This window comes from Natronomonas sp. EA1, from assembly GCF_051195035.1.
GTDB lineage: Archaea > Halobacteriota > Halobacteria > Halobacteriales > Haloarculaceae > JBNTJV01.
The window spans coordinates 37,077-60,005 of the sequence record NZ_JBNTJV010000008.1; the positions used below are offsets into that span (position 1 = coordinate 37,077).

General features: G+C 58.3%; 21 protein-coding genes. 4 read left to right on the forward strand and 17 right to left on the reverse strand.

Translation table 11 applies throughout. The features are described from left to right. Positions 1-184: 184 nt before the first annotated feature. From ACQUQR_RS17270 to xseA, 10 genes are all read right to left on the reverse strand, one after another. Positions 185-4,522, reverse strand: coding sequence for a primase-like DNA-binding domain-containing protein (locus ACQUQR_RS17270; protein WP_435197632.1), 4,338 nt, complete (start codon positions 4,520-4,522; stop codon positions 185-187). Then, positions 4,488-6,695 (reverse strand): VirB4 family type IV secretion system protein, encoded by a 2,208-nt coding sequence (locus ACQUQR_RS17275; RefSeq protein WP_435197633.1) that lies wholly within the window; start codon positions 6,693-6,695, stop codon positions 4,488-4,490. The genes ACQUQR_RS17270 and ACQUQR_RS17275 overlap by 35 nt, the downstream gene beginning before the upstream one ends. Next, complete coding sequence (locus tag ACQUQR_RS17280) at positions 6,688-7,809, reverse strand: hypothetical protein (protein WP_424523523.1); 1,122 nt, start codon at positions 7,807-7,809, stop codon at positions 6,688-6,690. Before ACQUQR_RS17280 ends, ACQUQR_RS17275 begins: the two co-directional genes overlap by 8 nt. 2 nt (positions 7,810-7,811) lie before the next feature. After that, positions 7,812-8,927, reverse strand: a complete 1,116-nt coding sequence (locus ACQUQR_RS17285; protein WP_092893807.1) for a hypothetical protein — start codon at positions 8,925-8,927, stop codon at positions 7,812-7,814. 2 nt (positions 8,928-8,929) lie between these two features. Continuing rightward, complete coding sequence (locus tag ACQUQR_RS17290; RefSeq protein ID WP_424523522.1) at positions 8,930-9,766, reverse strand: hypothetical protein; 837 nt, start codon at positions 9,764-9,766, stop codon at positions 8,930-8,932. 2 nt (positions 9,767-9,768) lie between these two features. Continuing rightward, entirely contained in the window at positions 9,769-11,505 is a 1,737-nt protein-coding gene (locus ACQUQR_RS17295; RefSeq protein ID WP_435197635.1) for a hypothetical protein, read from the reverse strand. 28 nt (positions 11,506-11,533) lie between these two features. Further along, positions 11,534-11,956 carry a hypothetical protein gene (locus ACQUQR_RS17300; RefSeq protein WP_122106700.1) on the reverse strand — a complete coding sequence of 141 codons (423 nt, stop codon included), beginning with the start codon at positions 11,954-11,956 and terminating at the stop codon, positions 11,534-11,536. A gap of 6 nt (positions 11,957-11,962) precedes the next feature. After that, positions 11,963-12,211 (reverse strand): hypothetical protein, encoded by a 249-nt coding sequence (locus ACQUQR_RS17305; RefSeq protein WP_049987855.1) that lies wholly within the window; start codon positions 12,209-12,211, stop codon positions 11,963-11,965. 202 nt (positions 12,212-12,413) lie between these two features. Beyond that, positions 12,414-12,596 carry an exodeoxyribonuclease VII small subunit gene (gene xseB, locus ACQUQR_RS17310; protein WP_049987856.1) on the reverse strand — a complete coding sequence of 61 codons (183 nt, stop codon included), beginning with the start codon at positions 12,594-12,596 and terminating at the stop codon, positions 12,414-12,416. 2 nt (positions 12,597-12,598) lie between these two features. Beyond that, positions 12,599-13,315 carry an exodeoxyribonuclease VII large subunit gene (xseA, locus tag ACQUQR_RS17315; protein ID WP_435197636.1) on the reverse strand — a complete coding sequence of 239 codons (717 nt, stop codon included), beginning with the start codon at positions 13,313-13,315 and terminating at the stop codon, positions 12,599-12,601. A 166-nt stretch (positions 13,316-13,481) separates the two neighbouring features. Between xseA and tnpC the strand changes: the two genes are divergently transcribed. Then, positions 13,482-14,909 carry an IS66 family transposase gene (gene tnpC / locus ACQUQR_RS17320; RefSeq protein ID WP_435197637.1) on the forward strand — a complete coding sequence of 476 codons (1,428 nt, stop codon included), beginning with the start codon at positions 13,482-13,484 and terminating at the stop codon, positions 14,907-14,909. On the opposite strand, the gene ACQUQR_RS17325 is transcribed toward tnpC, so the two are convergent. The 4 genes from ACQUQR_RS17325 to ACQUQR_RS17340 form a co-directional block, all read right to left on the reverse strand. Further along, a complete protein-coding gene (locus ACQUQR_RS17325) occupies positions 14,825-15,226 on the reverse strand; it encodes an exodeoxyribonuclease VII large subunit (RefSeq protein ID WP_435197638.1) in 402 nt (133 codons plus the stop codon). The two genes, tnpC and ACQUQR_RS17325, sit on opposite strands and share 85 nt — an antisense overlap. 85 nt (positions 15,227-15,311) lie before the next feature. Then, positions 15,312-15,872 (reverse strand): TATA-box-binding protein, encoded by a 561-nt coding sequence (locus tag ACQUQR_RS17330; protein ID WP_435197639.1) that lies wholly within the window; start codon positions 15,870-15,872, stop codon positions 15,312-15,314. A gap of 71 nt (positions 15,873-15,943) precedes the next feature. Further along, positions 15,944-16,111 (reverse strand): DUF1931 domain-containing protein, encoded by a 168-nt coding sequence (locus ACQUQR_RS17335; RefSeq protein WP_122106698.1) that lies wholly within the window; start codon positions 16,109-16,111, stop codon positions 15,944-15,946. Between the two features lie 145 nt (positions 16,112-16,256). Further along, positions 16,257-16,535: a hypothetical protein gene (locus ACQUQR_RS17340; protein WP_435197640.1), complete on the reverse strand. Its 279-nt coding sequence runs from the start codon at positions 16,533-16,535 to the stop codon at positions 16,257-16,259. 182 nt (positions 16,536-16,717) lie between these two features. Between ACQUQR_RS17340 and ACQUQR_RS17345 the strand changes: the two genes are divergently transcribed. The 3 genes from ACQUQR_RS17345 (at position 16,718) to ACQUQR_RS17355 (ending at position 20,475) form a co-directional block, all read left to right on the forward strand. Then, positions 16,718-17,593, forward strand: a complete 876-nt coding sequence (locus tag ACQUQR_RS17345; protein ID WP_435197641.1) for a hypothetical protein — start codon at positions 16,718-16,720, stop codon at positions 17,591-17,593. A 351-nt stretch (positions 17,594-17,944) separates the two neighbouring features. Then, positions 17,945-19,168, forward strand: coding sequence for an ATP-binding protein (locus tag ACQUQR_RS17350; protein WP_435197642.1), 1,224 nt, complete (start codon positions 17,945-17,947; stop codon positions 19,166-19,168). Continuing rightward, complete coding sequence (locus ACQUQR_RS17355) at positions 19,168-20,475, forward strand: DUF6414 family protein (RefSeq protein WP_435197643.1); 1,308 nt, start codon at positions 19,168-19,170, stop codon at positions 20,473-20,475. The genes ACQUQR_RS17350 and ACQUQR_RS17355 overlap by 1 nt, the downstream gene beginning before the upstream one ends. Before the next feature lie 142 nt (positions 20,476-20,617). Here ACQUQR_RS17355 and ACQUQR_RS17360 read toward each other — a convergent pair whose 3' ends face one another. From ACQUQR_RS17360 to ACQUQR_RS17370, 3 genes are read right to left on the reverse strand one after another with little or no spacing between them, the layout of a single operon-like run. Further along, on the reverse strand, positions 20,618-21,844 hold the full coding sequence (locus tag ACQUQR_RS17360) for a tyrosine-type recombinase/integrase (protein WP_435197644.1): 1,227 nt from the start codon (positions 21,842-21,844) through the stop codon (positions 20,618-20,620). Continuing rightward, on the reverse strand, positions 21,841-22,299 hold the full coding sequence (locus ACQUQR_RS17365; RefSeq protein ID WP_435197646.1) for a hypothetical protein: 459 nt from the start codon (positions 22,297-22,299) through the stop codon (positions 21,841-21,843). The genes ACQUQR_RS17360 and ACQUQR_RS17365 overlap by 4 nt, the downstream gene beginning before the upstream one ends. 3 nt (positions 22,300-22,302) lie before the next feature. Further along, the gene (locus ACQUQR_RS17370; protein WP_323677300.1) at positions 22,303-22,842 is read right to left on the reverse strand and encodes a DUF7342 family protein; all 540 of its coding nucleotides are present in this window, start codon (positions 22,840-22,842) and stop codon (positions 22,303-22,305) included. Positions 22,843-22,929: the final 87 nt, after the last annotated feature.

The window sequence follows — 22,929 nt, forward strand, 5'->3', positions numbered from 1 at the left end:
AGCGTGTTCCACCCATTTCGCTCGGTTCGTTGGTGTTCCACCCATTGGGAATTTGGGTGGAACATACCGCCGTCGGGTGATTTCTGACCTTCGAGTTTGATTGGATGAGGTCATGATTCAGCTTGGGTGGAACAGGTCTCAAGAAGTCCCGATGATATCGGGAATTGGACCGTGTACGTCCATTTCATGGCTGAAAGTCCTCTTCAGACCGGATGCGGACACCAGTGTAATGCGGGACGGGTTCCCCGTCGATTCGCTTCTTCGTGGAGTCCACCTTGATGTGGGTGTTGAGCTTCCGGGTGAACCAACTCTTATTCAGCGGATCGTCGATGCCGTGTGCCTCTGCCCAGTCGGTGTAGAGACCGAATACATCGTCTTTCGGCACGGCTTCATCCGCGTCTTCGACGAGATATTCGTCGACAAACGCTTCGAACGACGGTGGCGATTGGTCTTCCTCGACTGTCTCATCGGCCTGGTCGTTCTGACTGGGTGGTTCGTCAGCGGCCGCTGATTCAGGCGATGCGGGACGGAATGCCCCGTCAGTGATTGCCGAGAGTGGCCGCTTCTCACCGTCTTCATACACGACCGATTTCGCCTCATCGTGAAGGATGACGATGCCGTACGTCGAACGTGTGTAGTCTGGGACGGGGAGTTCGGCTTCGGGGACGAATGGCTTCTTGATACGCACCCAGTCATCCTCGAACGCCGATTTCGTCTCGTAGATGTGTTGCTCACCATGCTCATAAACGACGTACTCGTCGGCAGCGTGGTCGTAGCTGTAGATGGCTGGAACACGATCTTTCGAGAGTTTTCCAAGCGATGGGAGACGGATGTGTTCCGTCCCGCTGGCATCACGAAGGACGATCTCGTCGCCATCACGCTGCCAGATGTTCTGGGTCCCGTTCTCGTCGTCGGTCGCCGGTCGCACGGCCGTCACTCCACCTTCTTCGGTCGCTCCACCGTTGAACGTGAGATTCGAGTCAGTCGTGTAGAACCGTGTCTCACCATTCTGGAGGGTACGGACGGGTGGTGTGAGAATGCCGTCGACACGCTCGGCCCACTCAGTTTCGTCGTTTCCTGGGCGAACGACAAACAGCGGGATATCCCCTGCTTCTTGGGCTTTCCGGAGATTCGTGAGCACCTTTGCGGGATTCTCGGGTGTCGTCGTTTCGACTTCGATGGCGAATCGGTCGGCAACGTCGGGGTGGCTCGCCCTCGCGTCAGGTTTCTCGCTGCCATCCTGTGCGAGGATCGAGACAGTGAAGCCGAGTGCGGTGAGCTCTTCTTCGATCTGGAGGAGTGCTGCGTCGTGGGCACTCCCACCAGCGGCCTGCACGCTACCAGTATCGGGTGTCGAGACATCCTCTCCGGCTTCAGTGAGCCGGATGCGGAGCTCGTCGGCGTCGATATCGACGGTCGTATCGAGGTATCGTGATCGTTCTCGAATGTCCGCGAGTGCATCATACGATGGCGGCTCGGCGTCGACGTCGTCAAATAGTCGTCTGAGTTCGTCATCAACTGCTTCAACGGCCACCCAGCCGTTCTCCTCGCGGCACTCCTCTCGAAGCTGCAGACTCCGAACCACCTTCGCAATCGCGACGTCTAGGTCATTGCTCCCGATATCGAGCACCCCGTGTTCGTTGGTCGGTGTTCTCGTTGTTGAGGCGTCTGTTGCGGCCGGCACGCCGTGTTCGTCACTGATGTCCTCGTGCATCGAGGAGAGTGTCTCAGTGAACTGCTCCTCTTCACGCTCAGTGAGCGGGGATTCGCTCTCGGGGTGGCCCGGTGGAATCGGGAGTGGTTCGAGACTGAACGGATACGGCCCCGTTTCACCGAACGTCGGGCTTGGCAGGCTGGCGATCCACTCCCCTCGTGGCAACGAACGAATCCGATTGGCGAAATCCGCGGGGTCCATCTCTTCGTGGGCCATCGCTCGCGCCAGTTCTCGGTCGACGTTGATTTTCCCGATGAGTGAACTGCCGATGTTGTTCAGAGCGTTCAGGTAGATCTTCCGCCCACCTTCAGCCTCCATTTGTTCGGGGAACTGCATCGACAGGCCAACAGAGAGCCGGAATCCCCGCCCTTTCTCGAGGAGATCATTCATGATGTCGGAGACCACGACCGATGCTGCCTCGTCGACGAGCAAGTTCACGACGTAGTCGTCCGAGTGCTGGGAGAGGGCCTGTTTGCGGTCCTTGAGAGCTGCATCGAGATTGGTCAGGATCACACCGGTCATGATCCGGGCAGCGTCGTCGCGGAGGTCTCCGAGGTCGAAGAGGATGACCGTATCCTCGTCGAGGACATCCCGAAAGTCGAACTGGTTCTCGGTATTGTTGAAGATCTGCCGCAGGTGCGTATCCTGAGAAATGTACGCAAGGCGGTTTCCGACACCACCCATCACGTTCGCGAAGGTGTTCGGATCTAACTGGAGTTGCCGTCGAATCGTCCGCGTGACCTCCTCGTCGCTCGACCGTGGGGCGTCGCCGATGTTCTCGTTCGGTGGCCCGGCCTCCCAAAGCTGGTCGACGACGTGTTCGAGCTGTCGGTGGGCGAAGTAGTCCGTCGACGCTCGGTATAGCCCGTTCTCACGCCCGTATTCCTCGTCGAACAGGGCCTTGATGAGTGTCTTGATGAGAGTCGGGGCCACAGTCGCCCGCTCGTAGCGGTCGGTTCCCATCACGAGCTTCAAAATCTCTTCGTAGTGGTCGGCCTTCCGTTGGACGGCGTCTTCGCGGCGCCGTCCGCTCTCCATCGACGGTTCGAGATCGAAAAACGAGAACCCGGGGAGGACGTCCGGGATTGGGAAGTGGACGACGTTCTCTTCGAGGTCGGTCATTCCGAACCGACACGCGTGAGCTCGCATATAATTCTGGGCCATATCGTCGTTCTTCGGGATGATGAGGATCGTCGGCCCCCCGGTGTTGTCGTACAGCGACAGCATATCGTTGATGAGGGCTTTCGATTTCCCAGAGCCGGTTGTTCCGAACCGGCCGTAATGAGTGGGCAACAGTCCGGGTGGAATGTGTGTCGGCACGTCTTCGGCCTCGCCGGTGTCGTCGAGGGCATACCCGATTGCCATCCCGTCTCGGAACTCACCCATAAGGTCCTGGTGCGGACGGGGCAACGGATTCCGACTCTGCTGTTCCGCACGCGTCCCACGTGCCCCCTCGACAGTAAGCTGCTCCGAGGAGGGGACGAGTACGAAGTGCGCGAGTTCTCGACCACTCAGGACGAACTCCGGTCGGGTCGTCCCACGACCGGTCGTGATCTCACGATCCAAGAGCCGCTGCAGCGCCGCTCGTGCGTTCCGTTCTTTTGTGGCTGCCCGCAAGCCGCTGTCACGTATTCGTTCGGCTGCAACCTGGTAGTACGGCCCGTCAAGCGGGTCGAATACTGGGACAAGTGACTGTATCCGCTCATCGAGATCATCGCGACCGTTACCACCGGATGGAATCCCGACTGCTCGGATGTTCGCGGTGAACGACCGCTTCGGATTTTTCGCCTCGATTGCTGCGACACGTTTTGCAACCGCGTCGCTCAGCTGGTTTCTGTCCCGGTTCTCCGGCTGATCGTCAAGTTCGAAGAGGGAGCCAATAATCTCCTGAGCGAGTGTGTCTCGGCCGTCGATGACGTCCTCCTTGCGAAGGTCGGCATCGGACTGCCAGCTCTCGCGTCGCTGGAAGACGACTTGGAATGCTACTGGTGCTGTCGCCTCCATTAGGTGGTCGACGAGCGACGCGAGCGCACCTCCTGGCTGATCGACGGCTGGGAGTTCCGCTTCGTCGTCTGCAGTAAATGGCGAGAGTGAGGTCATCCAGTCTTGCTTCCGAGTTGCCGACCCTTGCCACCGCACGCCGAGTGGGGAGACGGATTCGGTCGCTGGCCGCGCGAGTATCGTCCCCTCCGATGTTACCGTTGGTTTGGCAAGCGTCGTGAGTGGCTCATCCTCGGGAATCGCATCTGGTGGGGCGAGTTCGAGGGCAGTATCGCCGATCTCGATGATGTGGTCGGCAGACTGGTCACCGACCGTTCCTCCATCCGCGACTGATTCGGCGTCCCCTGGCCCCGATTGTTTGTTGTCGTCAGTGCCACGTTCGTATTGCTCGTCAGGGTCGAATTCGTACTGGAGGTCGCCCGCCTCATAGTGCTCGACGAATTTCTCGCGGTCGAATTCGACAGGCTGTACGAGTCGGGATGCGATGTCGACCTCGGTACGCTCGATGTCGAACGTCTCGGGATAGACCGACCGGAGCCGCTTCTCAAGGGTATCCAGATGGTCGTCGGCACCGTAGTAGAATTCGACGGGGTCATCTTTCCCCTCGCTGAGCGCGAGGAATTCGAAGCGTAGCGGTGTGTCGCTATGTAGCGGATTGAGTTTGTCAGCTAGCCCTGTCGAGTCCGTGGAGGTCAGTTTGTGGAGGCTCTCCAGTGCCTGCGGCAGACGCTCCGGATTGAGCCGTTCGGAGGTTGGCGTCACGCGAAGGTACTCACGCATCGCCGTCACCTCCCGCTGCGCCACCATCAGTCTCTGCTGGCGTCTGCTCAGGTGGGCGTTGTCCGTTGTCGGTCGCTCGGCTTTCAATATCGTCTTGGAACGCCTGCACCTCCGCGTCCACAGCATTCTCACCAGTCCCGGGGAGTGAGTCTCGCCGTTGCTCGGTTGGCTCGAAGTCGATGACCTGCTTCTCCTTGGGCATCGCTTTGACCTGGATCCCACGCCACTCGCCGTCGACGCCCACTAGGGCCTCGGAGAAACCGGCGTCCTCGTTACCAGGAACGGCGTCCTGGACGAACCGCATCTGTGCGTAGTTCAGCCCGAACTCGTCGGCCCACTCCTTGTCCATCCCGTCGAGACGGTGGAACTGCTTGACCGCGCACTGGTCCAGAATCGCCTCGGATTCGGCGTGCTCGAAGAACTCGTCGACGGTCTGGGTGACCAACCGGATCGAGAGGTCGTGGTGACGGTGGTGGCGGAACACCGTCTCGAGGAACGCCAGACTCGCGGCGTCCTGCATGATGTAGCGCGCCTCGTCGATGTAGAACACGACCTCCTTCTCCGAGACCTTCGCTCGCTCGTAGACCAGCGAGATGAGCAGCTGCATGGTCAGCGCCGTACTGCTGTCGACGCTCCCCTCCTGCTGGGCGAGGTCGAGATAGATGACCTTCTCGTCCCGGATGTCGAAGTCGGATTCCTGGCCGAGGTTGGCGTGGCGACCGTCGTCCTCGAAGGGGCGGAGCTGGTCGAGGAGCCACGTCGCATCCTCCTTGATCTTCCCGGCCTCCTCGTCGGATCGGACAACGAACTCCTCGGGATCGTTGACCATGTCCTCGAAGACGTCCATCATGTCCCGGATGGTCGGACTCGGGTTGCCGTGCGTCGAGATGTCGTCGGTGATGTCGTTACGCTTGTACGCTCGCTTGAGACCCAGTTCCAGTGTCGTCCGGCGGTCACCCAGCGAGATCCCGCGGAGCGCGAAGAAGTTGGTAAGGAAGCTCATCGCGTCGTCGAGCTTCTCGTTGAACGGGCTCGCGTCCTCACCCATCGCCCGCTGGACGTGCTCGGGTGTCTCGCGGATCTCCAAGGGATTCAGCCCGAGTGTCCCGCCGACCGTGATGCGTTTGGCATCGAGCGCTTCGGCGACTCCTGCCCAGTTGTTCAACGGCTCGAGGATGATGCCGATGCGGTCCTTGCTCTGCTCGATGGAACGGATGAAGTTCTGCTTCGAACTGAACGACTTCCCCGAGCCGGTATCGCCCACGGTGAACATCGCGTACCCGTTGTCCCGGGCGAACGGGTCGATGACCACGGGGCTTTGATTGTCTTTGTGAATCCCGAACTCGACGCCGCCCTCCTCGAGGATCGTCGCGTTGTGAGGCGAGGAGAGTAACGCGCCGACGGCGCCGCCGAGCGCAATCGATGTCCGCCCGAACTCGTTGTCGCCGATGGGTGCGGCGGACTGGAGAGCGAGATCCTGCCGACAGATTGCGGTCTTCGGCGTGAGGTTCGCCGGGTCGTCGCGGAGCGCGCTCTTGACCGTCTGGACGGCATCTCTGAGCTCGTCTTTCTCGTCGGCCCGGACGGTGATGAACATCCCTTGGTCGAAGACGTTCGCGCCGTTCTCGACAGCCTTGTACGTCGCTGCGGCCTCGTTGGCGCGCTCTTGGAGATACGCGCTCCGGATACTCTGTTCGAGGTCAGCATCGACCTGGAGGTCGTCCGCGATGTCCTGCAGTTCGTTCCGGGCCCGCTCCTGGTTCTTCGGCGTGATGTGGGCCGTCAGATCGAACTGCACGTCGGTCATCTCGAAGAGGTCGCTCAGATACCCGTCGTTGGGATAGTCGGCATAGTTAGCGATGTACAGTGTCGTCGTCCACTGCTCGCCGACCCGTGCGGCTCGCGTTTCCCACTCGACAGCTCCGGGCGCGGTGACGGTCTTGTGCGACTCGGAGATGTCGTCGAGGAGCTTGCGTTCGGCCTCGCCTTCTTCGAGTGTCTCCTCGTCGAGGATATCGGTGAAGTCCACGTCTGGTTCATCATCCGCAGTGAAGCGGTCCCAGAGGTACTTACCGCCGACGCCAAGGCCGAGACCTACTGCAAGGGCTAGTACTGCACTCTCTGCTGGTGTCAGGTTCTGGAGCCACCCGGTGACGGAGCCAAGCGCGCCACCATCAGTCTGGAGGATCACATTACGCATCGTGTGGGTCCTCCCGGCGCGAGTGGCCGATGATCGATTGGTCGCGAACGACACGTTCCGCCTCGTCGTAGTCATGTTCGCGGCCGTTCCAAAAGTCCATATTCAGAACGAACAGCTCGACCGTGCTGAGTCGACGTGCGGACCACCCCGACGCCTGCTGGATGAACTCGGAGCGAACGTCGTTCACGCGACTGTCGAGCTTCTCGAACATCTGCGCACGACGTTCGACGTCGGTGAGGTCCTCGCGGCGGGTGACGAACGGGTTGAACAGGAACCCGATGACGGGGAACTGGGTCAGCTTCTCGGCGGGGGTGCCCTCGTCGCGGAAGCGGTCGTACACTTCTATCGGGCTGACTTCAACGCCGATGTAGTACCGGACCTGCTGAATGCCCCGGTCACGCATCTCCTTCGGCCGTGTTTCCCGATATTCTTCGAGGAGTTCCCGGAAGATCGGGTTCTCCGTAACGTCTTCGTCAGTGAGGCGCTCCTCGATGGTCTCGGTGATCTGCTCGACCGGGAAGGAACGGGTTGTGGCGTGGAGTTTGAGCTTCGAGTCCAGCTCTTTGTTGGCGAACTCTTCTCCGGCGTCTTGCAGCTGTGCCCAGTCGTCGGACATTGCGAAGTCCATGTTGGCCGGATCGATCTCGATGAATGCCTCCATCGAGCCGTCTTCACGCTGGATAGCACCAGCGCCCGGCCACGCTCGCTTGATGTTGGTGAGATCCTGCGTTCGCTCGTCCGGCTTGAACGGCGTGTAGTTCGCGAGTCCGCCCTCGTTGCGCTCTGACTCGTTGGTACCCGTGTCGGCGTTGGCGGGCGCACTGAACGTGACCTGAGGCCGTTTGAGGTACCGATAGACGTCTTTGGTCCACGTCCAGGCGTTCAGGTGGGTTGGTGAGACGTAGATGACGGCAACGCCAAAGCCAAGCCCGCCAGCAACGAACGGGAGAGCCAGTGATTCGATCCCGGTGAGGCCCGCGATAAACAGCCCAATAATGGGGAAGGCGATGAGCATGCCGACGTCCCCTTCCTCGATATTGAGATACGGGATGCGGCTCTCCTCGCCGAACTGATCCATGATGCGCCGTGCGGCCGCGTCTTGATCTGCTGACATTGTTAGTGGATTCCTCGATCAAACTCCATCCCACGGTCGTCACTCGCCGATTCCGCTGTCGCTCCACCAGGGTCATTCTCTGTTCGACGGTACGATGGCGTCCCGCCATCGTCTCCTCCATGCCCACCGCGGGCAGCCGCTTTTTGGGCGACGGCGTGGCCAGCGGCGGCTTTCGGCCCCCATCGAGCGGCGGTCGTCGCGACGCCGGCGCCACCGACGTAGGCTCCAGCGGCGACACCGCCAACGAGTGCTGCGCCTTTCGTTGCACCGCCGACGACTTTGGCCGTCAGCGGAGTCGCGTATTTGAACGTCTTCCACGTGATGTAGAGGGCGACCAGCGGGAGGGACGCAGCGACGAGATATTTGAGGAACGCTGTTCCTGGCGTGAGCGTCCCACCGCCGTAGATCAAGTCGTACCCCTTGAGGACCATCGCTGCCGGGAGCGGGAGGACAGCCAACGGGACAAACCGTTTGCAAAACCCCATCGCGATATCGGATACGACCGGAATATTTCCGTAGGCCAGTGCAAATGCAATCGGCATTCCGTACAGGTAGACATACAGCAGAATCATCCGGATGTAGAACAGCGCCTCCAACGCCCACATCGAGATTCCACCAATCACGGCAAACAATAATCCCAGCCCTGGGTTTGTGATAGATACTTCCAAGAATCCAATCATCGCCTCCGTAACCGAGGAAAGCTCCGGCATCAGGGCGATAGTGAATCCGTCAACGAGGTAGAGCGCGAGAGTCCCAATCCAGTACCACGTAATGATTAGAAAAGCACCGACCCAGGCCGTTTTCTTCGTTTTTCGGGCTTCGTAGGTACTTCCAATATTGAAGATCCGAACCGTGTGACGGCCCTGAACGCTCATCACAAGGAGCAAGAGGGCAACTAGCATGATTTCGCCGCCGATGAGAGCATCGTGAATCGCTGGCCAGGGTGCATTGGTCGGTTCACCGAAGACAAAAGCTCCGTTCGTCTCTGGAGTGGGTGTCCCGAACATTCCCTCAGTCAGAGTTTCATACCCTGATCTGAGACCGTCCATGAACAGCCCAATAAACCACTCAACGACGCCCTTGATACCCTCAAGGACGACATCAATGAGATCGACCATCGTTATACCTCAGTGATCGTGACCTCACAATCAGTCATATCGTCGGAACTAGTGTATTGGACGTTGTAGGTGCTTGAGACCTGATTTCCACCGACCCGGGTCTCAACGATAACAGTAAACTGGCCACTATTCCCGTCTGGGGAACATCCCATCCCGTCCTCAGTTTCTGTGCCGAACGGAAACGAACTACTGAACAGGTCGGCCGTCTCGCCAGGGGAGACTACTACCCGGTCGGTTTCGTGCATTCCACTGCCTCTGGGGTTCTCAATTGGATTGGGAACGTCCCCGGAGAAGATTAGTTCAGTTATCGCTTCCGGACCGCTTCCTGTGTTCTCTACCGTGACGAATGCCTCGCCATTCTTGATCCGGTCTGTCTCGCTCTCACCATAGACTTCGTCCCACGGCTTATCTGGATTATTCCGATAGAGTCCGACATCCTGTATCTGGATCTCTGGACGCAGTTCAGTCGTGGTCTCGACTACTGTCTCCTCACCCTTCAACGCGAGTACGCGATACTCACCGGGCGCATACGCGGTGCCGATCTCGAACGAGACCTGTTGAGCACCCGCGGCTACGTCACGTTTCCCGAATAGCTCGCCGTTCGGTTGGATGAGGTTGACCTGGTCGACGTCGGCCTCTTCGGAGAGTTCGACGACGAGTGCTGTTCCCTCAATAGTGATACGCGTGAGTGGACCTTTGCCATCTGGAGAGGTCGTTCCGTCACCAGGCGTCCCAGAACCGCCATTGTCGTTCAGACAGCCAGCGACGCTCATGAGGGCAGCACCTGCGACTGTTCGGAGGGCGGTTCGCCGACTGATGTGTGGGTGGTTTCTAGTCATGACTACGGGTTCCGTTGGAAGATGTCTTCTGGACCGAGCATTCGGAGAAGTCGCTTGCCAGCGTAGAACATCACAACAAACGGGATGAGCTGCCAGCCGACCTCGAAAATGAACGCGAACCAACCGTCGATGGTGCCAAGCGGGTGCCACCGAGCAGTTGCCGTCGCACTCACATACGCGGGGTCGTGCCCGAGCCACGAACCCGGATGGTACCGAGCCGTGTAGATACCCGGCTTGTCGATCGTCACAATCGCTACCCCGGAGGCGTTGGTCTCAACACGTTGCTCCGCGATGGTGATGTACCCGTTGCGAGTGTTCCCGCCGATTGGATATCGTCGGTCGGGATCGCTGAGCACGATTGGTGCGCCGGTCTCGTTATCCCGGAGCTCGATGCGGAGTGTGGCCTGGCTTTCGTTCTGCTGGAGCACCTCAACAGTCAGATTACTGCGCCGGAGCTGCCGCTCTGAGCCAGCGTCAGGTGCCACAATCGAGGCGTTCACACCCCGCACGATCCCCGCTACTTGGAGGGCGTTGCGGTCGACGTTCTCCGCGCGAACCGCAACACCGTACGTCGTCGTGTACGACTGGTTGACGATGTCGATGTTGATGTTCTCACCGAGCGTGCCGACCGGAGACGGTCGGTCAGTGCCCCAGGTGTCGATGATCTCTGGGCCATCGCGAACTGGTTCAGCCCTCGGGCCGATCCGCGATGGATATGCATGGACGTACACGGGAATTGCGTCAGACTCGACGGTGGCGCTGTCGGTCCGGTTCGACCTGACGAGGGTATCCCAATTGGAGTTCCGAGCGGTGTAGAACCGCCAGACGCCACGCACTCGTGCGCTTCCATTCTCCGTCAGCGTGTACCCCTGCCACGGTCGAGACTGGAAAATGGCCACACCGGCGTCACCATTGGGAAACTCGGCGTAGTAGGGGTACGCTGAGAGGTCGTAGATCTCGACGGCGATCGAATCCGAGACGTTGAGCGATTCGGTTCGGTACGTGACCTCGACATCGGTCTCGTCGCCTCGGTCGATTCGCGTGGTCTTCTTCAGCCGGACGCTGATCTCGGCTTCAAGCGTGAGGTTTGCACTCCAGTCATCCTCGATCTGGTAGTCGAGGGCCGGCGTGTGCGAGCCGTCACGCTCGACGATGGTTTCGCCGTCCTTCTGCAATCGAACCTCCTCGACCTCGTTGCTCGCGAGCGACCACTCGATCGTCGTGTTCCCCGAAGAGCTGCCGTTCGGGACGCGAACGCGATAGTCGACGAGCCCCCGCATCGTGCCGTTCGGCGCGATATAGAGCGGCGTATCACCCGACTCCAAGTGACCTCGCGTCGACGGCTGCACTGCGAACACCGTGGCGTGGGCGTCCTCGATAAACACGCCATCTTCGAGCGACGCGTGGCGCGGATGCACGGACGTATCCGACCCACCGGCTTCGAGATCAGCGAAGTCGTTTCGCGTCCACGTTGCAGCTGTCGCCGGCGGGCGCGTGAACGTGATGTCCGTCCCGTTTGCGAGCTGGTGCATCGCGGTCCGGCTCTCGCCGTAGCGCTGCTGGTACTCCTCTTGGGTGATGTAGTTGTCCGCGTCGCGAGACCACAGCGTCGCTGATTCATTTTCTGTGAGGCCATTCCCCTCCGTGCCTGGCCGTGGCGGGCTTGCAGTGACGAGACCTGTGACTAGGCTCGTCACGAACAGGGCGGCCATTAGCACGGAGAGCTCTCGTTGTGTCATGGGGGCTCGCGACGGGGGTGGTAGTCGCCTACCAGGGGGCGAGGTCGACGCACTGCGCCAGCGGGAGGTTCATCATCGACCCAGCGACGGTGTAGAGTGGGCCGAGAGCGACGAGGACGACCGCGGACTTCATCGCCGACCGTTTGTGCCGCTTGAGGCCCTTCTTCTGCTCGGGCGTGATCGTGAACATCTCGATAAGGGAGTCAGCCTGCCACACGACTGCGAGGCCGACAATGCCTAGCGCCGTGGTAAGCTGGAAGAAACCCTCGATCATGCTGGGAAGGTTGTCCGCACTACAGACGGCATTCGTCTGTGCGGCGGCGGGTTCCACAGCGAACAGGCTCAGGGCGACGACGATGAACATAGCTTGCCTGGGAAGCCTACTCGATGCCGTGGACTGGCTGTCGGGGCGATTCGAAGCCGTCTCGGAGGGCGTATTGTCCTGTGACATAGCGGGTTACTCCTCTGCGTCGTCGACGAGTGCTTTCAGATCAGCGTAGCGGTTGGTCTCGTCGACGATCTCGTCTTTCGTGTAGCCCTGTTCGCGAGCCCGTTCGAAGAGATCTCGAAGCTCGTCGGGGTCAACGTCGCGAAGCTCCATCTCATCTCGGAGGGCGCGGCGGTAGAGGGCGGACCCGTTGATATGGCTGTTCCACGTCAGGTACAGGTCATCGATGTCTTCGATGGTGACTGCCCGTGTGATCATATGTGCGGGGTGGGTATGCACCGGTTGAGCCCCGGTCCATGGTGGTGCGATAGCTAGAAGATCGGTATATGCTTTCTGGCCACCAACTGGCGCAAAAATCTAAAGTAAATTATAATCGGATAGCTCGTTCACCTCGCAAGGGTACGGTTAACCAACAATGGGGCTAGATTCCGTTGTCTGTTGGTTAAGGTTAGGATGGCCTCTACTCGAGTTCCACGACCTCTCCACGCCCGTTGTCGAGGATTTCTCGCACCTCGGCCAAGCGTTCCTGACCCTCCTCGTGGAGCCTTGTCCCTTCATCGAGGTCACACTCGTCCGCATCGAGCTGCTCAATGATTTCTTCGACACGGGTCAGCCGGTCGTGAATCTCTTGGTCGTTTGCCACGCTCAGATCACCCCCAACCAAAGCCCAGTGATAGCCAACAACAGCAACAACAGCACAGCGATTGCGGCCTTGTAATAGACCGGCGGGAGGCCCTCGGGTACGGCCGCCTCGTCGACTGCTTCGGCGAGTTCCTGTTCATGTTCATGCTCCTGCTGGAACGTTTCGTACGCGGCCTCAAGCTGTTGCTCCAGCGGCTCGATCTCACTCGCAAGGAACTCTTGGCGGGAGTTCACGATATACTCGCCGGCGGCGGTCGGCGTGATTGTCGCGACGTCCGCCACCTGATCCGCGATGAGCCGGTCATCGGTGTGCCCAATCGCGGTGACCACCGGGGTATTGGCGGTGAAGATCGCCTCCGCGACCCGCTCGGTGTTGAAGGCCTGTAGGTTCGAATCACTCCCACCGCCGCGGCCGACGATGATCGCGTCGACGTCCTCCGAGCGGTCGAGATGGTGGATTCCGTTCGCGATGGACGTCGGCGCTTCCGACCCTTGGACGGTCGCGTCCTTCACCAGAATGTTGACGGTGGGATCCTGTCTGTGGATCGCGTTCTGTATGTCGTACCGGGCGTCCCCTCGAAGGGAGGTTACGACACCAACCCGCTCTGGGAACGCCGGCGGGCGCTGTTTCTGCTCGTCGTCGAACCAACCACGTTCCTCGAGTTCACTTCGCAGTTGTTCGACAGCAGCTGCTTGATCGCCGTCGCCGACGACGATCACCTCCCACGGCTTGAGGTCGATTTTCCGTACGTGTTTACCCCCAGATCAATTTCGGTAGTCTCTCGTAGGAGCCGCGAAACTGGCGGCGTAGATCGATGCAACAGGCGAGCAAGCGTATCTTGGAGGGATGGTCTCCGGACTGGAGACCATCCCGTCTCGCCTGTTTATGACTTCTTCGGAGCCCACCAAAAAAGAGATACTCAACCGCCTTGCTGCGCTTGAGGAAGAGAACCAACAGCTTCGAGAACAGGTCGAAGAGCTTGAAGAACTCCGTAAGGAGAACAAACGCCTCAGAGCCAAGCTTCGGTGGTACGAGGGACCCCATACACCACCGAGCAAGGACCAATCGGACCAAGAGAAGTCGTCCTCGTCCGATGGGGACGAGGACGACGAACAACCACGTACTGACGGTGGCACACCTGGCCGAAAGTCCGGACACGACCCGGAATGGCGCGACGCTCCTGACCCTGACCGAGAAATCGAGGTTACCTGTGACTGCTGTCCAGACTGTGGTGAAGCGTTCGACGAGTCGGCGGGCGTCAGCCCCCGACTCGTCGAGGAACTCCCGGACCCACAACCACCAGAAGTCACACAGTACAACCGCCACCACTACGAGTGTCACTCCTGTGGAACTGAGACTGTCGCCTCACACCCCAACTGCCCCGATGAGGGGCAGTTCGGGGTGAACGTCATCGCACAGGCGGCACTCTCGCGGTACGACCACCGCCTTCCCTACCGGAAGATTGGTGACCGCTTCGAGCAACTCCATGGACTGGAGTTGTCAGGCGCGTCCGCGTGGCACGCGACCGAGCGCGCTGCGCGCGCCGGTCGCTATGAGTACGAGCAGATCCGCCACCAGATTCAACAAGCCGACGTTGTCCACGTTGACGAGACTGGAATCAAACGCGACGGCGAACAAGCATGGATCTGGACGTTCACCACCGAGAACCACACGCTGTACGCAGTCAGGGAGAGTCGAGGGAGTGATGTTCCCGCGGAAGTCCTCGGCGAGGACTTCGCGGGAACGGTCGTCTGTGATGGCTGGACGGCGTATCCGGCATTCAGCAGCAATCTCCAGCGGTGTTGGGCGCATATTCTACGGGAGGCTGAAGACGCCGCCGAGAAGCAGGCGGAAGGCGAACCGATCTATCGTGCCCTCAAACAACTGTACGTCGCTCTCCAGACTCGGCTGGAGAGCGACTTGACAGTGCGTGAGCGAGCAGAGCTCCAACGTGTGGCGCGGAGAGAGCTTGAATCGCTGATAGAGCGGTCAGTTCCCGACGGACCAGTGGCAACACTACTCGGCAAGATCGAAGGAGGCCTCGACCACTGGCTCACCTTCATCGGTGAGCCAGCGGTCTCCCCGACGAACAACGCCGCCGAAAACGCGCTTCGTGAGCCGGTGGTTCTCCGGAAGCTCATCGGAACGCTCCGGAACAACCGTGGCATGTTCGTGCATGAGACGTTGCTGTCCCTGCTGGCGACCTGGCGCCAGCAGGGACGCAATCCCTACGAAGAGTTCAAGCGAGTCGCCCGAGACAACGAGATGATCTCACGGGCCCAGGCTGTGCCTGCTGTCGCGTCCTCGGGGTAAACACGTACGATTTTCCCACCCTCTGTCCAGTAGTCGATATCGCCTTCGAGGATGACCTCCGTCCCGTCCTCGAGGTCAGCGTCCATCTTCTGATAGCGGTTCGCCCAGAGCATACAGGGAAGCTCGGCGTTACCGTCTGTCAGGGTGAAATAGAGGGCGGTACTGTTCTGGTGGAGATCCGTGACCTCGCCAATACAACGGACGCCGTTGAGGGCAGGCGTGTCCTGGACGACCGATGCAATTCGGTCGTTCAGCTCTTGGACTGAAAGAACATTCCCGGATAGGACATCATCTACCTCCCGTTCGGCATCAGCCATCGCACTAACTTAACACGGGGAGAGCAGATTCAAAAATGTACCCACCAGTGCCAGTGTACCCCGCCAACTGTTCTGTGTCGTTGAATTACTCCAGTAACCCGAGGTCAGTGAGCCGGTTTTCGATCACTGTAAGCGCTTGCTCAGCATCGTCAAGCTGTTTTCCGCCCGTGATGACGAGCTTTCCACTCCCGAAGAGGAGTGCGACGACGTCCGGGTCGTCAAGCCTGTAGACGAGCCCCGGGAACTGCTCTGGTTCGTATTCGATGTGTTCGAGACCTAGGCCGATCGCAATCGCATTCAAATTGAGTGTGTGGTCGAGGTCCCCACTTGAGACAATATTCTGGATTTCGATATCTGGGGAGGTAGCGACATCGACACCCAATTCACGGAGCTCGTCGAAGACGTATTCCAACGCAGTCGTCACATTGTCGACGCTTTTTGCACCCGTACAGACGACTTTCCCCGAGCGGAAAATGAGCGCTACGGCTTTGGGATCATGCATCCGATACACGAGTCCAGGGAAGTTATCGGGATCGTAGTCGGTGGCTCCTAAATCCTCAGAAAGCGTTTTCAGATCGAGTTCTTGACCGATATCGGACGACGCGACCACATTCTCGACTTGAATTGATTCGGCTGTGACACTCATAGGAGTACCTTCCAGTTACAACCCCCTTAAAACGGGGAGTGACTTCGAGCGTCGGTGTGGTACCTTCCGAATTAGAGGTCGCGGGGCTGGACCGTCTTCCGGTCGTTGGCCTCAGCACGCTTTGCGGCGTCGTCGAGCAGGTCGGCGACCTCTTCGTCGAGGGCGTCGTAGAAATCTGCCGAGACGTTCTGGTCCGAGAGTGCGTCCTTCACGGCTGCTTTGACGATTAGGTCAGACATTCCATCGCGAACTTCTCTTGTCCACCATATAAATGTTCGAAGATTCTCCCGCTGGATATCGTCACATTACCGCTCAGAAATTTTAGCGATATAGTAGAATTCATTCAATCTGGAAAAGCTATCGGGTCCAGCATTTTTTGATCACTCAGCAGGACGGCTGATCAAGTAGGTTTTTGTCAGGTGTCCCGGGTTCTGTCCGTACGTGTTTCTTGGTTTCACCATCAACAGCTACTAGATCAGCCGTATCACCGTCATACTCTACGTATGCTCGGCCATCATCATTCTCGATGAAGTCATACATTTGCTGGGGAGACGAAGAGCCTGTTTTGCCGGATGAAGGGTTCTTCCACCCAATGGTAGTGATACATTCACAGCCATCTAAGTGAGAGTCGTCTTTCATAACGCAGGTGACTCTAACTGCCATAGATATAACTAAGTCATTATGTGGTATAAATCTGGCCAGTGAATTCACGGGCATCACCTGCCGCTCAGGCTGTTCGCTTCGGCACCTCCAGTGGAGTTTAATGGTAGTTCACCAAATCTTCGATGAGAGTCTCGCTCGTGAACTTGATTAATAAGCACAGGTGAGTAGTAATACGCACGCAGATGGGCCACGTCCACTACCACCACCCCGGCGACAAGCAGTTCTCTCTTGACTTCGTCCATCCAGATCCCAACGAAATCGTCTCGCAGATCGTCAGCTACGACGATGATGTCGCGATAAAGCTCCTAGAATACGACCTCGACGAACCATTCTACGTCATCTACACATCCCGCATCAGCGGTGGACCCGTGAAGGAGATTGAGTTTAACCTGAAAGAGTCGCTTTCAGAGATGAGTGCCGACAACAGCACTATTGTCGTTCGTCTCCTCGAGATTTATCGCGCACTTCTCGATCAGAACGAAGAAGAAGAGGGGGTGCCTGTCGAAGCGTACAAAAATATCGACGTCGATGCGCTGCCGGATGTTCTCGATCGGACGTCGTGGGAAGGATCAGCGACAGACGTAGCTGGTCAACTCGCCTCGAATCTGATTCTAAAACACGCGCTTCCGAATGCCAACCATCGAACCGCTGTTGCGCTAATTCAGTTCTACCTCCGGCGCCTGAATCCGGACTTCGCCATGCCGGAGACTTCCGTAGAGACCGACTCAAATACCTACGACTGGCGAGAATGGGTGAACGAGTACATCAACGAATCGAAGCGGCTGTTGACCGTTCGACGGAAGAACGTCCTCTTCAAGCACCTGTATAGCTTCGGCGCGAGAACACTTGAGCGAAAACACGCGGTCGAAATCGACTTGACTGAATACGAGTTGGATATGTACCCGAGTGAGGCGAAAATCGTCTACGCGGAGAAGCACGAAGATCTCTGGGTAACGTTCGTTGAGGAGGCTGTCGAACGTGCCGGCTATCCGGAGCTGAAAGAGACGCCAGGACTCTCGAAAGAAGAATTCGCGGAAAAGATCCGGAATCTCGACTAAGTGGCTCTATTAGTCTTGAAGCGTGGCGACTGTTCGGCCCGTTTCCTCGGCCTCCTCGCTGCGCGACATATTGTACGTCGCGAGCGCCTCGTCAACCGCCTGGTCAAGACTCATTGGTCAACCAAATCTTGGTTCTTCTACTGTATAAACGCTTGCATCGCTCTGGAGAACAGAGATGGAGCCCCCTCCCCAAGCCCTAGTCAGCCAGTTCATAGTCATTGGTAAGCATATTATGAGCTATTTGTCGGGGTCGTATTTCAATTATCTTGAGTAATGGATGGTGACCTGGCAAAGATATCATAAGGAGTAGGCGAGAAGTGGCGACATATGGGTAATGGCCGGGTGTTACCGGTGCTCGCTGTAGAGGATCAGCATCTACTGGTCAATGAAAACGGTTCTATCATTCAAGTACAGAATAATGTTCAGCGCCAGGTAACCCCCGGAGACTACGTCAACGTTGAAAACACTCTTGGAAAGGACAAAGCGGTCGGCGTGGCGAGAGAAGATGATCCGCCGGGCCAACATGCACGAGTAGAGAAAGTCACCGATGACTACATTTTAGGCCAGACGAACAGCAGGTCACGGATACTCGCAAATCCGGCGGAGGATGTCTCACCGGGGGATGGCGTATTGCTCACGGAACTAGGTGAATTCTACAAAGTATTCGAAGAGGATATCGTTGAACTCGACGATGCCACCTTAGATCCCCTGCGAGAGGTAAATGAGACTGACTCGTCTGATCTCACACCAAAAAACGTCCCTGACAAAGAGTATGCGGATTTCGGTGGGATGGACGATGTCGTTGAGGAAGTGAAATACAAAGTGGAAGTCCCTCTCAAGGAGCCAGAGCGATTCGAAGACGTCGGGATGAGTGCTCCGAAAGGCGTGCTGTTCTACGGCCCACCGGGGACTGGCAAAACGTATCTGGCGAAAATCGTCGCGAACCAAGTTGAAGATGCGTCGTTTTACAGCATCAGAGGCCCAGAGCTGTCTCATGAGTTAGTTGGCGGGACGGCACGGAAGCTCCGCGGGTTGTTCGAGAATGCTCAAAAAAACCCGCCAGCGATCATCTTCTTTGACGAAATTGATTCGATGGCACCGCGACGAGACAAGACGAGGGATGCCGGTCGTCGAACTGTCGGTCAATTGTTGTCGCTGATGGACGGCATCGAGGAACGCGGCCGAGTGGTAGTCATCGGGACGACCAATATTATCGAGGCAATCGACCCAGCACTCCGGCGGCCCGGTCGGTTCGGGCGGGAAATCGAGTTCCCTCGTCCGTCACGTGAAGGCCGTCGAGAAATACTCAATATCCACAAACCGGACGTTGACTTCGCTGACACCGTGAATCTTGAGGGCCTTGTCGAGAAGACGAGTGGTTGGACTGGTGCTCATATTGAGTCATTATTCGAGGAGATTGGAGAGATTCTGCTGAAGGGGGAACGGGACAAAGAGGGAAGTCCGACAATTCGTCGGATGGACGTTGAACGTGCCTATGAGAGGGTACAGGCACAAATCAATAACAAGGAGGCACAACGACGGCGAGAGCAAGAAGCCGAGGAGGGCGCAGACTAATGGGATTCAGAGAACGGATTTCGAACCTGTTTGGAAGGACGAGTAGCGATGACCAGCCCCGAAGTGATGAGTCACCAGAGAATGATTCTGTTGAGGACTCCGGTGACCGAGAGCCTAACGATGAAGAAGACGACCGCGGGTACGAGAGGGAACTTCGGGAGTTCGTCTACCTGGATCGGGATAGCGTTGTAAGTCTTCTTGCGTCGATTGAAGGAGCCATCAAACAAGAACGGATCGAGCAGATTGGGAGTCGGTCAACGAAGCGTGTTGCTGGTGGTGTGAACGCGAGTATTTCTGGGGTGGGCGCAAAGGTAGAGGGCGAACAGGTTGAGATGGGGGAGAATTCATCCGAAGTGGTACACAACTACGCGATTCAGTCACTCTTCGACCAGTTAGATCAGCATCGACGGCACGATGAGGATGTTGGCTTCATCGATTCGGACGAGGAAACCGAGATAGATGTGTCCGAAGTAATCCGGGGGAAGATCCTTCGGGTTGATGTTGAGCTGGAGACACACTATCTATACCGATTTTATAAGGTGATGATGTATCTCCAAGAGAACATTCCTGAGGCAGTTGGTACAGAGGACGAGGATGTTCTAGAGCTTATCGAATCAATGTTTGGGGCAGAGATCCCGGTGAGTGGACGGGTTCTCGATTACCAGGTGAAGAACGGGAGAATTCAGCCAGGTGACCCGGATGATTCTGACGGAGAGCCACTCCATATCGTGGGTCAGCTGAACGCCCTGAAGCTCTGGCAAGACGTTCCTGATGCCCTGTTTGACGAGGAAGAATACACAGTGTTCTGTCGTGTCGAGGAGACGTATGACGAAGAGTCGTGGCACCCGCTAAGCCTCGCACAAAAAATCGAAACAGTCTCTCCGCCGCTGGCTCAGCTATTAACCCAATTTATGGAACGTGCGGCGGCCCTGGCCAAAGAGGAGGCGAGCGAACAGTTCAGTGACGATACAGACTTAGATGATTGGATAGATACGCTCGCTGAATTTGATGAACGGGCAGGGATTGACGAGGTTGGTGATGATCTTCATCGGCAGTTCATTACTGAGTATGTAGTTGAAGAAGGAGTCCCAGCACTCTCCCCATCTGGAGGAACAGAACTGATTGACTTCTACACCGATTATGCGACGTATCTTCGAGAACACGATGTCTCCGTCTCGAAGGAAGACGAAGCAGAAGCGACTGACTACATGATATTCGAAGAACACAGGTCTCTGAGTAGTGAAGGAGAAGCTATCGATGTTGATGCCCTTCAAATCGAATCGCAAATAGTAGCCATCTATTGGTGACGCTAGTTCAGGCAAGTTCCAACCCACTCAGATGATTTCTGCTCCGTCCACAGAGCGCCCCATTGAGAATCAAAGATGAGCTACGCCGACCGCCAACAGAATCTTTTTGCTATCATTTGGGGAGGATCAACAGCCTTTCTCTTCAATCGATTTGCTCTAATGCTTCGGTTGCGACATCGCCCAATTCCCCGGCCTCAATATGCGAATACCGTTCACGGACCATCTCTTCGGAGTTGTCGAGATATCGAGCCGCGACCGTATACCCGAACGCGCGGACTAGCACCTCGCCCATCCCACGACGGCCACCGTGCGGAGCAAGATAATCGTGTTTCGGATGGTCGATGTCGATTTCCGCATCCTCTGAAAGCCGTTGGAGAATCGACCGTGCGCCGTCCGTCGTGATCGACGGCGGCCGAACGTCCTCATCGAGCGCCAGCAGGAGGTCTCGAACGTATTCTTCACGGCACTCAGTAATTGCTTCTGGGCGTTCCCCTCGTTCGGCTAGCTCTTCCCGGACGAGCTCCGCGAGCGTCCGTTGGTCAAACGTCGGGAACACCGGCCAGCGCTCCGTCGGCGGGTCCATCAGCTTGCGGTAGCTTCGCAGCGGCGAGATCACCGGGTCGGGGAGACTGGCGGCGTCCCACTGCTGTTTCTTCCGGTAGACGTCCATACTCCCGTCGTCGAGGGAGAGGTCCTCCCAGCGGACGCCGCGCCGGCGTGGGTCATTCGGATCCCGGAGGAGTTCCCCAACGCGGACAGCTGAGTACGCGAGGACGAACACCAGCGCCCGGTCACGAGCCGCCTTCAGCGCCGCGTAGCGCGCTCGCTGCTTGTCGAGGGGGTCAGTATCCTCCGGGAGTGTCGTGTACGCCTCGACGGCGTCGCGAGCCTGCTCGTCGACGTGACGGGTGAGTGCGTGGCGCTGTTCGGACGTCCAGGCCTGCTGGTCGCCAGGCTTGCGGCCGTCGTCCTCGGGCAGCGGCGCCATCGCACTCGCCCGCTGCGCGTAGTGTGCTTCGAGATACCCCTCGTTGACACACCAGCCGCACCACGCGGAGATATAGCGATAATAGGTTTGTACCGTGTTCTGCTTGAGTCCGCGATCTCCGCTGAGATGCCGGGCGTACTCCCGGAAGACTCGTTCGTCGAGGTCCTCGAAGGTGGGGTCGTCGTCGATGTCATCGGAGACGATCCCGGTCCAGTCGTCGTCACCGCGGTCGCCGGCGGCCCACTCGGCGAACCGCTCGAGTTCGCGAGCAGCGTTGCGTCGATAGTTCCCGCCGTCGCCACCGCGACCCTTGCCTTTGTCCTGGAGATACCGTTCGAAGGAGCTCGCAAGCGACCGATCGGCGCGTTCTCGTGGTGTCATGCGTCCTCGTTCCCGTACTGGTAGGTCGGACGGACGTCCTCGAGGAGCGATTCAATGATTTCCCAGAGGATTAGCGAGGGGGTCTCGTGTTCGAACGTGATTTTCCAGCGATCTTCCTCATCGGCGGCTGAGTACTGGAAATGCGTTCGTCCGAGATCTGGATGGTCTTCGTCCTGGTGCCAGCCAGCGTGAAAGCCCGTGTTCGGGTCGGTGTAGTTGATACGGAACCAATCGTGGGGGTCCTGTCGATACCACTTGATGGACAGTTCCGGCGACTCAGGCCCTGTCGAAGGAGAAAGGCGGGCCGGATCAAAACGGGCCCGCAGCTGCTTGGCCTCGATATCGTCAGGAACGAACTCGACCGTCGTAATCTGTGGCACACGATCGAGGACGTCCCGCTTCAGCTGGGCGTAGAGGTTTGCGTTCGGGTCGCCACCGGGATGCGGGACCGACATCCTTCAGCTACTGGCCTCGGCAGGTTCGTTCGTTGGTGTAAGGAAGTCCCATTCGCGGATGGCGAAGCCAACGATGTCGATGCGCCGCTGGAGGTGTTCCCACTCGCGGGCGATCTCACGGCGACGGTCTTCTTCGTCGGCGTCGAGACCCTCCTCGGCGAGCGTTCCGCGAAGCTGGTTCGGGGACTCGACGTCGAATTCGTCCTCCCAGTCGCGGATCTGCGCCTTCATATCGGCGACACGGTCCGTGAGTTCCTCGACAGTGTGCCCGCTGTCACGAAGCCGCATCGCCTCCTGCATCGCCTGGCGGCGGTAATCAGGGTAATACGTCGTGTGCGTACCACTCTCGTCACGGTGGAGGATTCCGTCGTCGACGAGTCGTTCGAGGACGCGCTTGGTCGGCTCGTGTGACCAGCCCGCTTCGGAGGCGATCCAGTTGGCCGTACGCGGCTCCGACAGCTGTCGGGCGGCCATCCGCACGCGGTCTTCGCCCGTGGTCTGGCGCTCCATCAGACCCTTGGAATTCGATTCGTCTTCGGTCATACGTTACCGTTCACGCCCGACCTCCATATAGATGGAGGTCATTCCCCCTATATCGAACTTCGGTATTCCGCTAGTTCTTCGACGTCG

What these genes read in the sequence shown, in the direction of transcription:
- ACQUQR_RS17285 (WP_092893807.1), bottom strand. Translation starts at nt 8,927, where the DNA reads ATGGTCGATCTCATTGATGTCGTCCTTGAGGGTATCAAGGGCGTCGTT.
- ACQUQR_RS17345 (WP_435197641.1), top strand. Translation starts at nt 16,718, where the DNA reads ATGGGCCACGTCCACTACCACCACCCCGGCGACAAGCAGTTCTCTCTT.
- ACQUQR_RS17280 (WP_424523523.1), bottom strand. Translation starts at nt 7,809, where the DNA reads ATGTCAGCAGATCAAGACGCGGCCGCACGGCGCATCATGGATCAGTTC.
- ACQUQR_RS17365 (WP_435197646.1), bottom strand. Translation starts at nt 22,299, where the DNA reads ATGTCGGTCCCGCATCCCGGTGGCGACCCGAACGCAAACCTCTACGCC.
- ACQUQR_RS17335 (WP_122106698.1), bottom strand. Translation starts at nt 16,111, where the DNA reads ATGTCTGACCTAATCGTCAAAGCAGCCGTGAAGGACGCACTCTCGGAC.
- tnpC (WP_435197637.1), top strand. Translation starts at nt 13,482, where the DNA reads ATGACTTCTTCGGAGCCCACCAAAAAAGAGATACTCAACCGCCTTGCT.
- ACQUQR_RS17340 (WP_435197640.1), bottom strand. Translation starts at nt 16,535, where the DNA reads ATGGCAGTTAGAGTCACCTGCGTTATGAAAGACGACTCTCACTTAGAT.
- ACQUQR_RS17290 (WP_424523522.1), bottom strand. Translation starts at nt 9,766, where the DNA reads ATGACTAGAAACCACCCACACATCAGTCGGCGAACCGCCCTCCGAACA.
- ACQUQR_RS17305 (WP_049987855.1), bottom strand. Translation starts at nt 12,211, where the DNA reads ATGATCACACGGGCAGTCACCATCGAAGACATCGATGACCTGTACCTG.
- ACQUQR_RS17270 (WP_435197632.1), bottom strand. Translation starts at nt 4,522, where the DNA reads ATGGTGGCGCAGCGGGAGGTGACGGCGATGCGTGAGTACCTTCGCGTG.
- ACQUQR_RS17360 (WP_435197644.1), bottom strand. Translation starts at nt 21,844, where the DNA reads ATGACACCACGAGAACGCGCCGATCGGTCGCTTGCGAGCTCCTTCGAA.
- ACQUQR_RS17325 (WP_435197638.1), bottom strand. Translation starts at nt 15,226, where the DNA reads ATGGCTGATGCCGAACGGGAGGTAGATGATGTCCTATCCGGGAATGTT.
- ACQUQR_RS17300 (WP_122106700.1), bottom strand. Translation starts at nt 11,956, where the DNA reads ATGTCACAGGACAATACGCCCTCCGAGACGGCTTCGAATCGCCCCGAC.
- ACQUQR_RS17370 (WP_323677300.1), bottom strand. Translation starts at nt 22,842, where the DNA reads ATGACCGAAGACGAATCGAATTCCAAGGGTCTGATGGAGCGCCAGACC.
- ACQUQR_RS17295 (WP_435197635.1), bottom strand. Translation starts at nt 11,505, where the DNA reads ATGACACAACGAGAGCTCTCCGTGCTAATGGCCGCCCTGTTCGTGACG.
- ACQUQR_RS17355 (WP_435197643.1), top strand. Translation starts at nt 19,168, where the DNA reads ATGGGATTCAGAGAACGGATTTCGAACCTGTTTGGAAGGACGAGTAGC.
- ACQUQR_RS17275 (WP_435197633.1), bottom strand. Translation starts at nt 6,695, where the DNA reads ATGCGTAATGTGATCCTCCAGACTGATGGTGGCGCGCTTGGCTCCGTC.
- ACQUQR_RS17330 (WP_435197639.1), bottom strand. Translation starts at nt 15,872, where the DNA reads ATGAGTGTCACAGCCGAATCAATTCAAGTCGAGAATGTGGTCGCGTCG.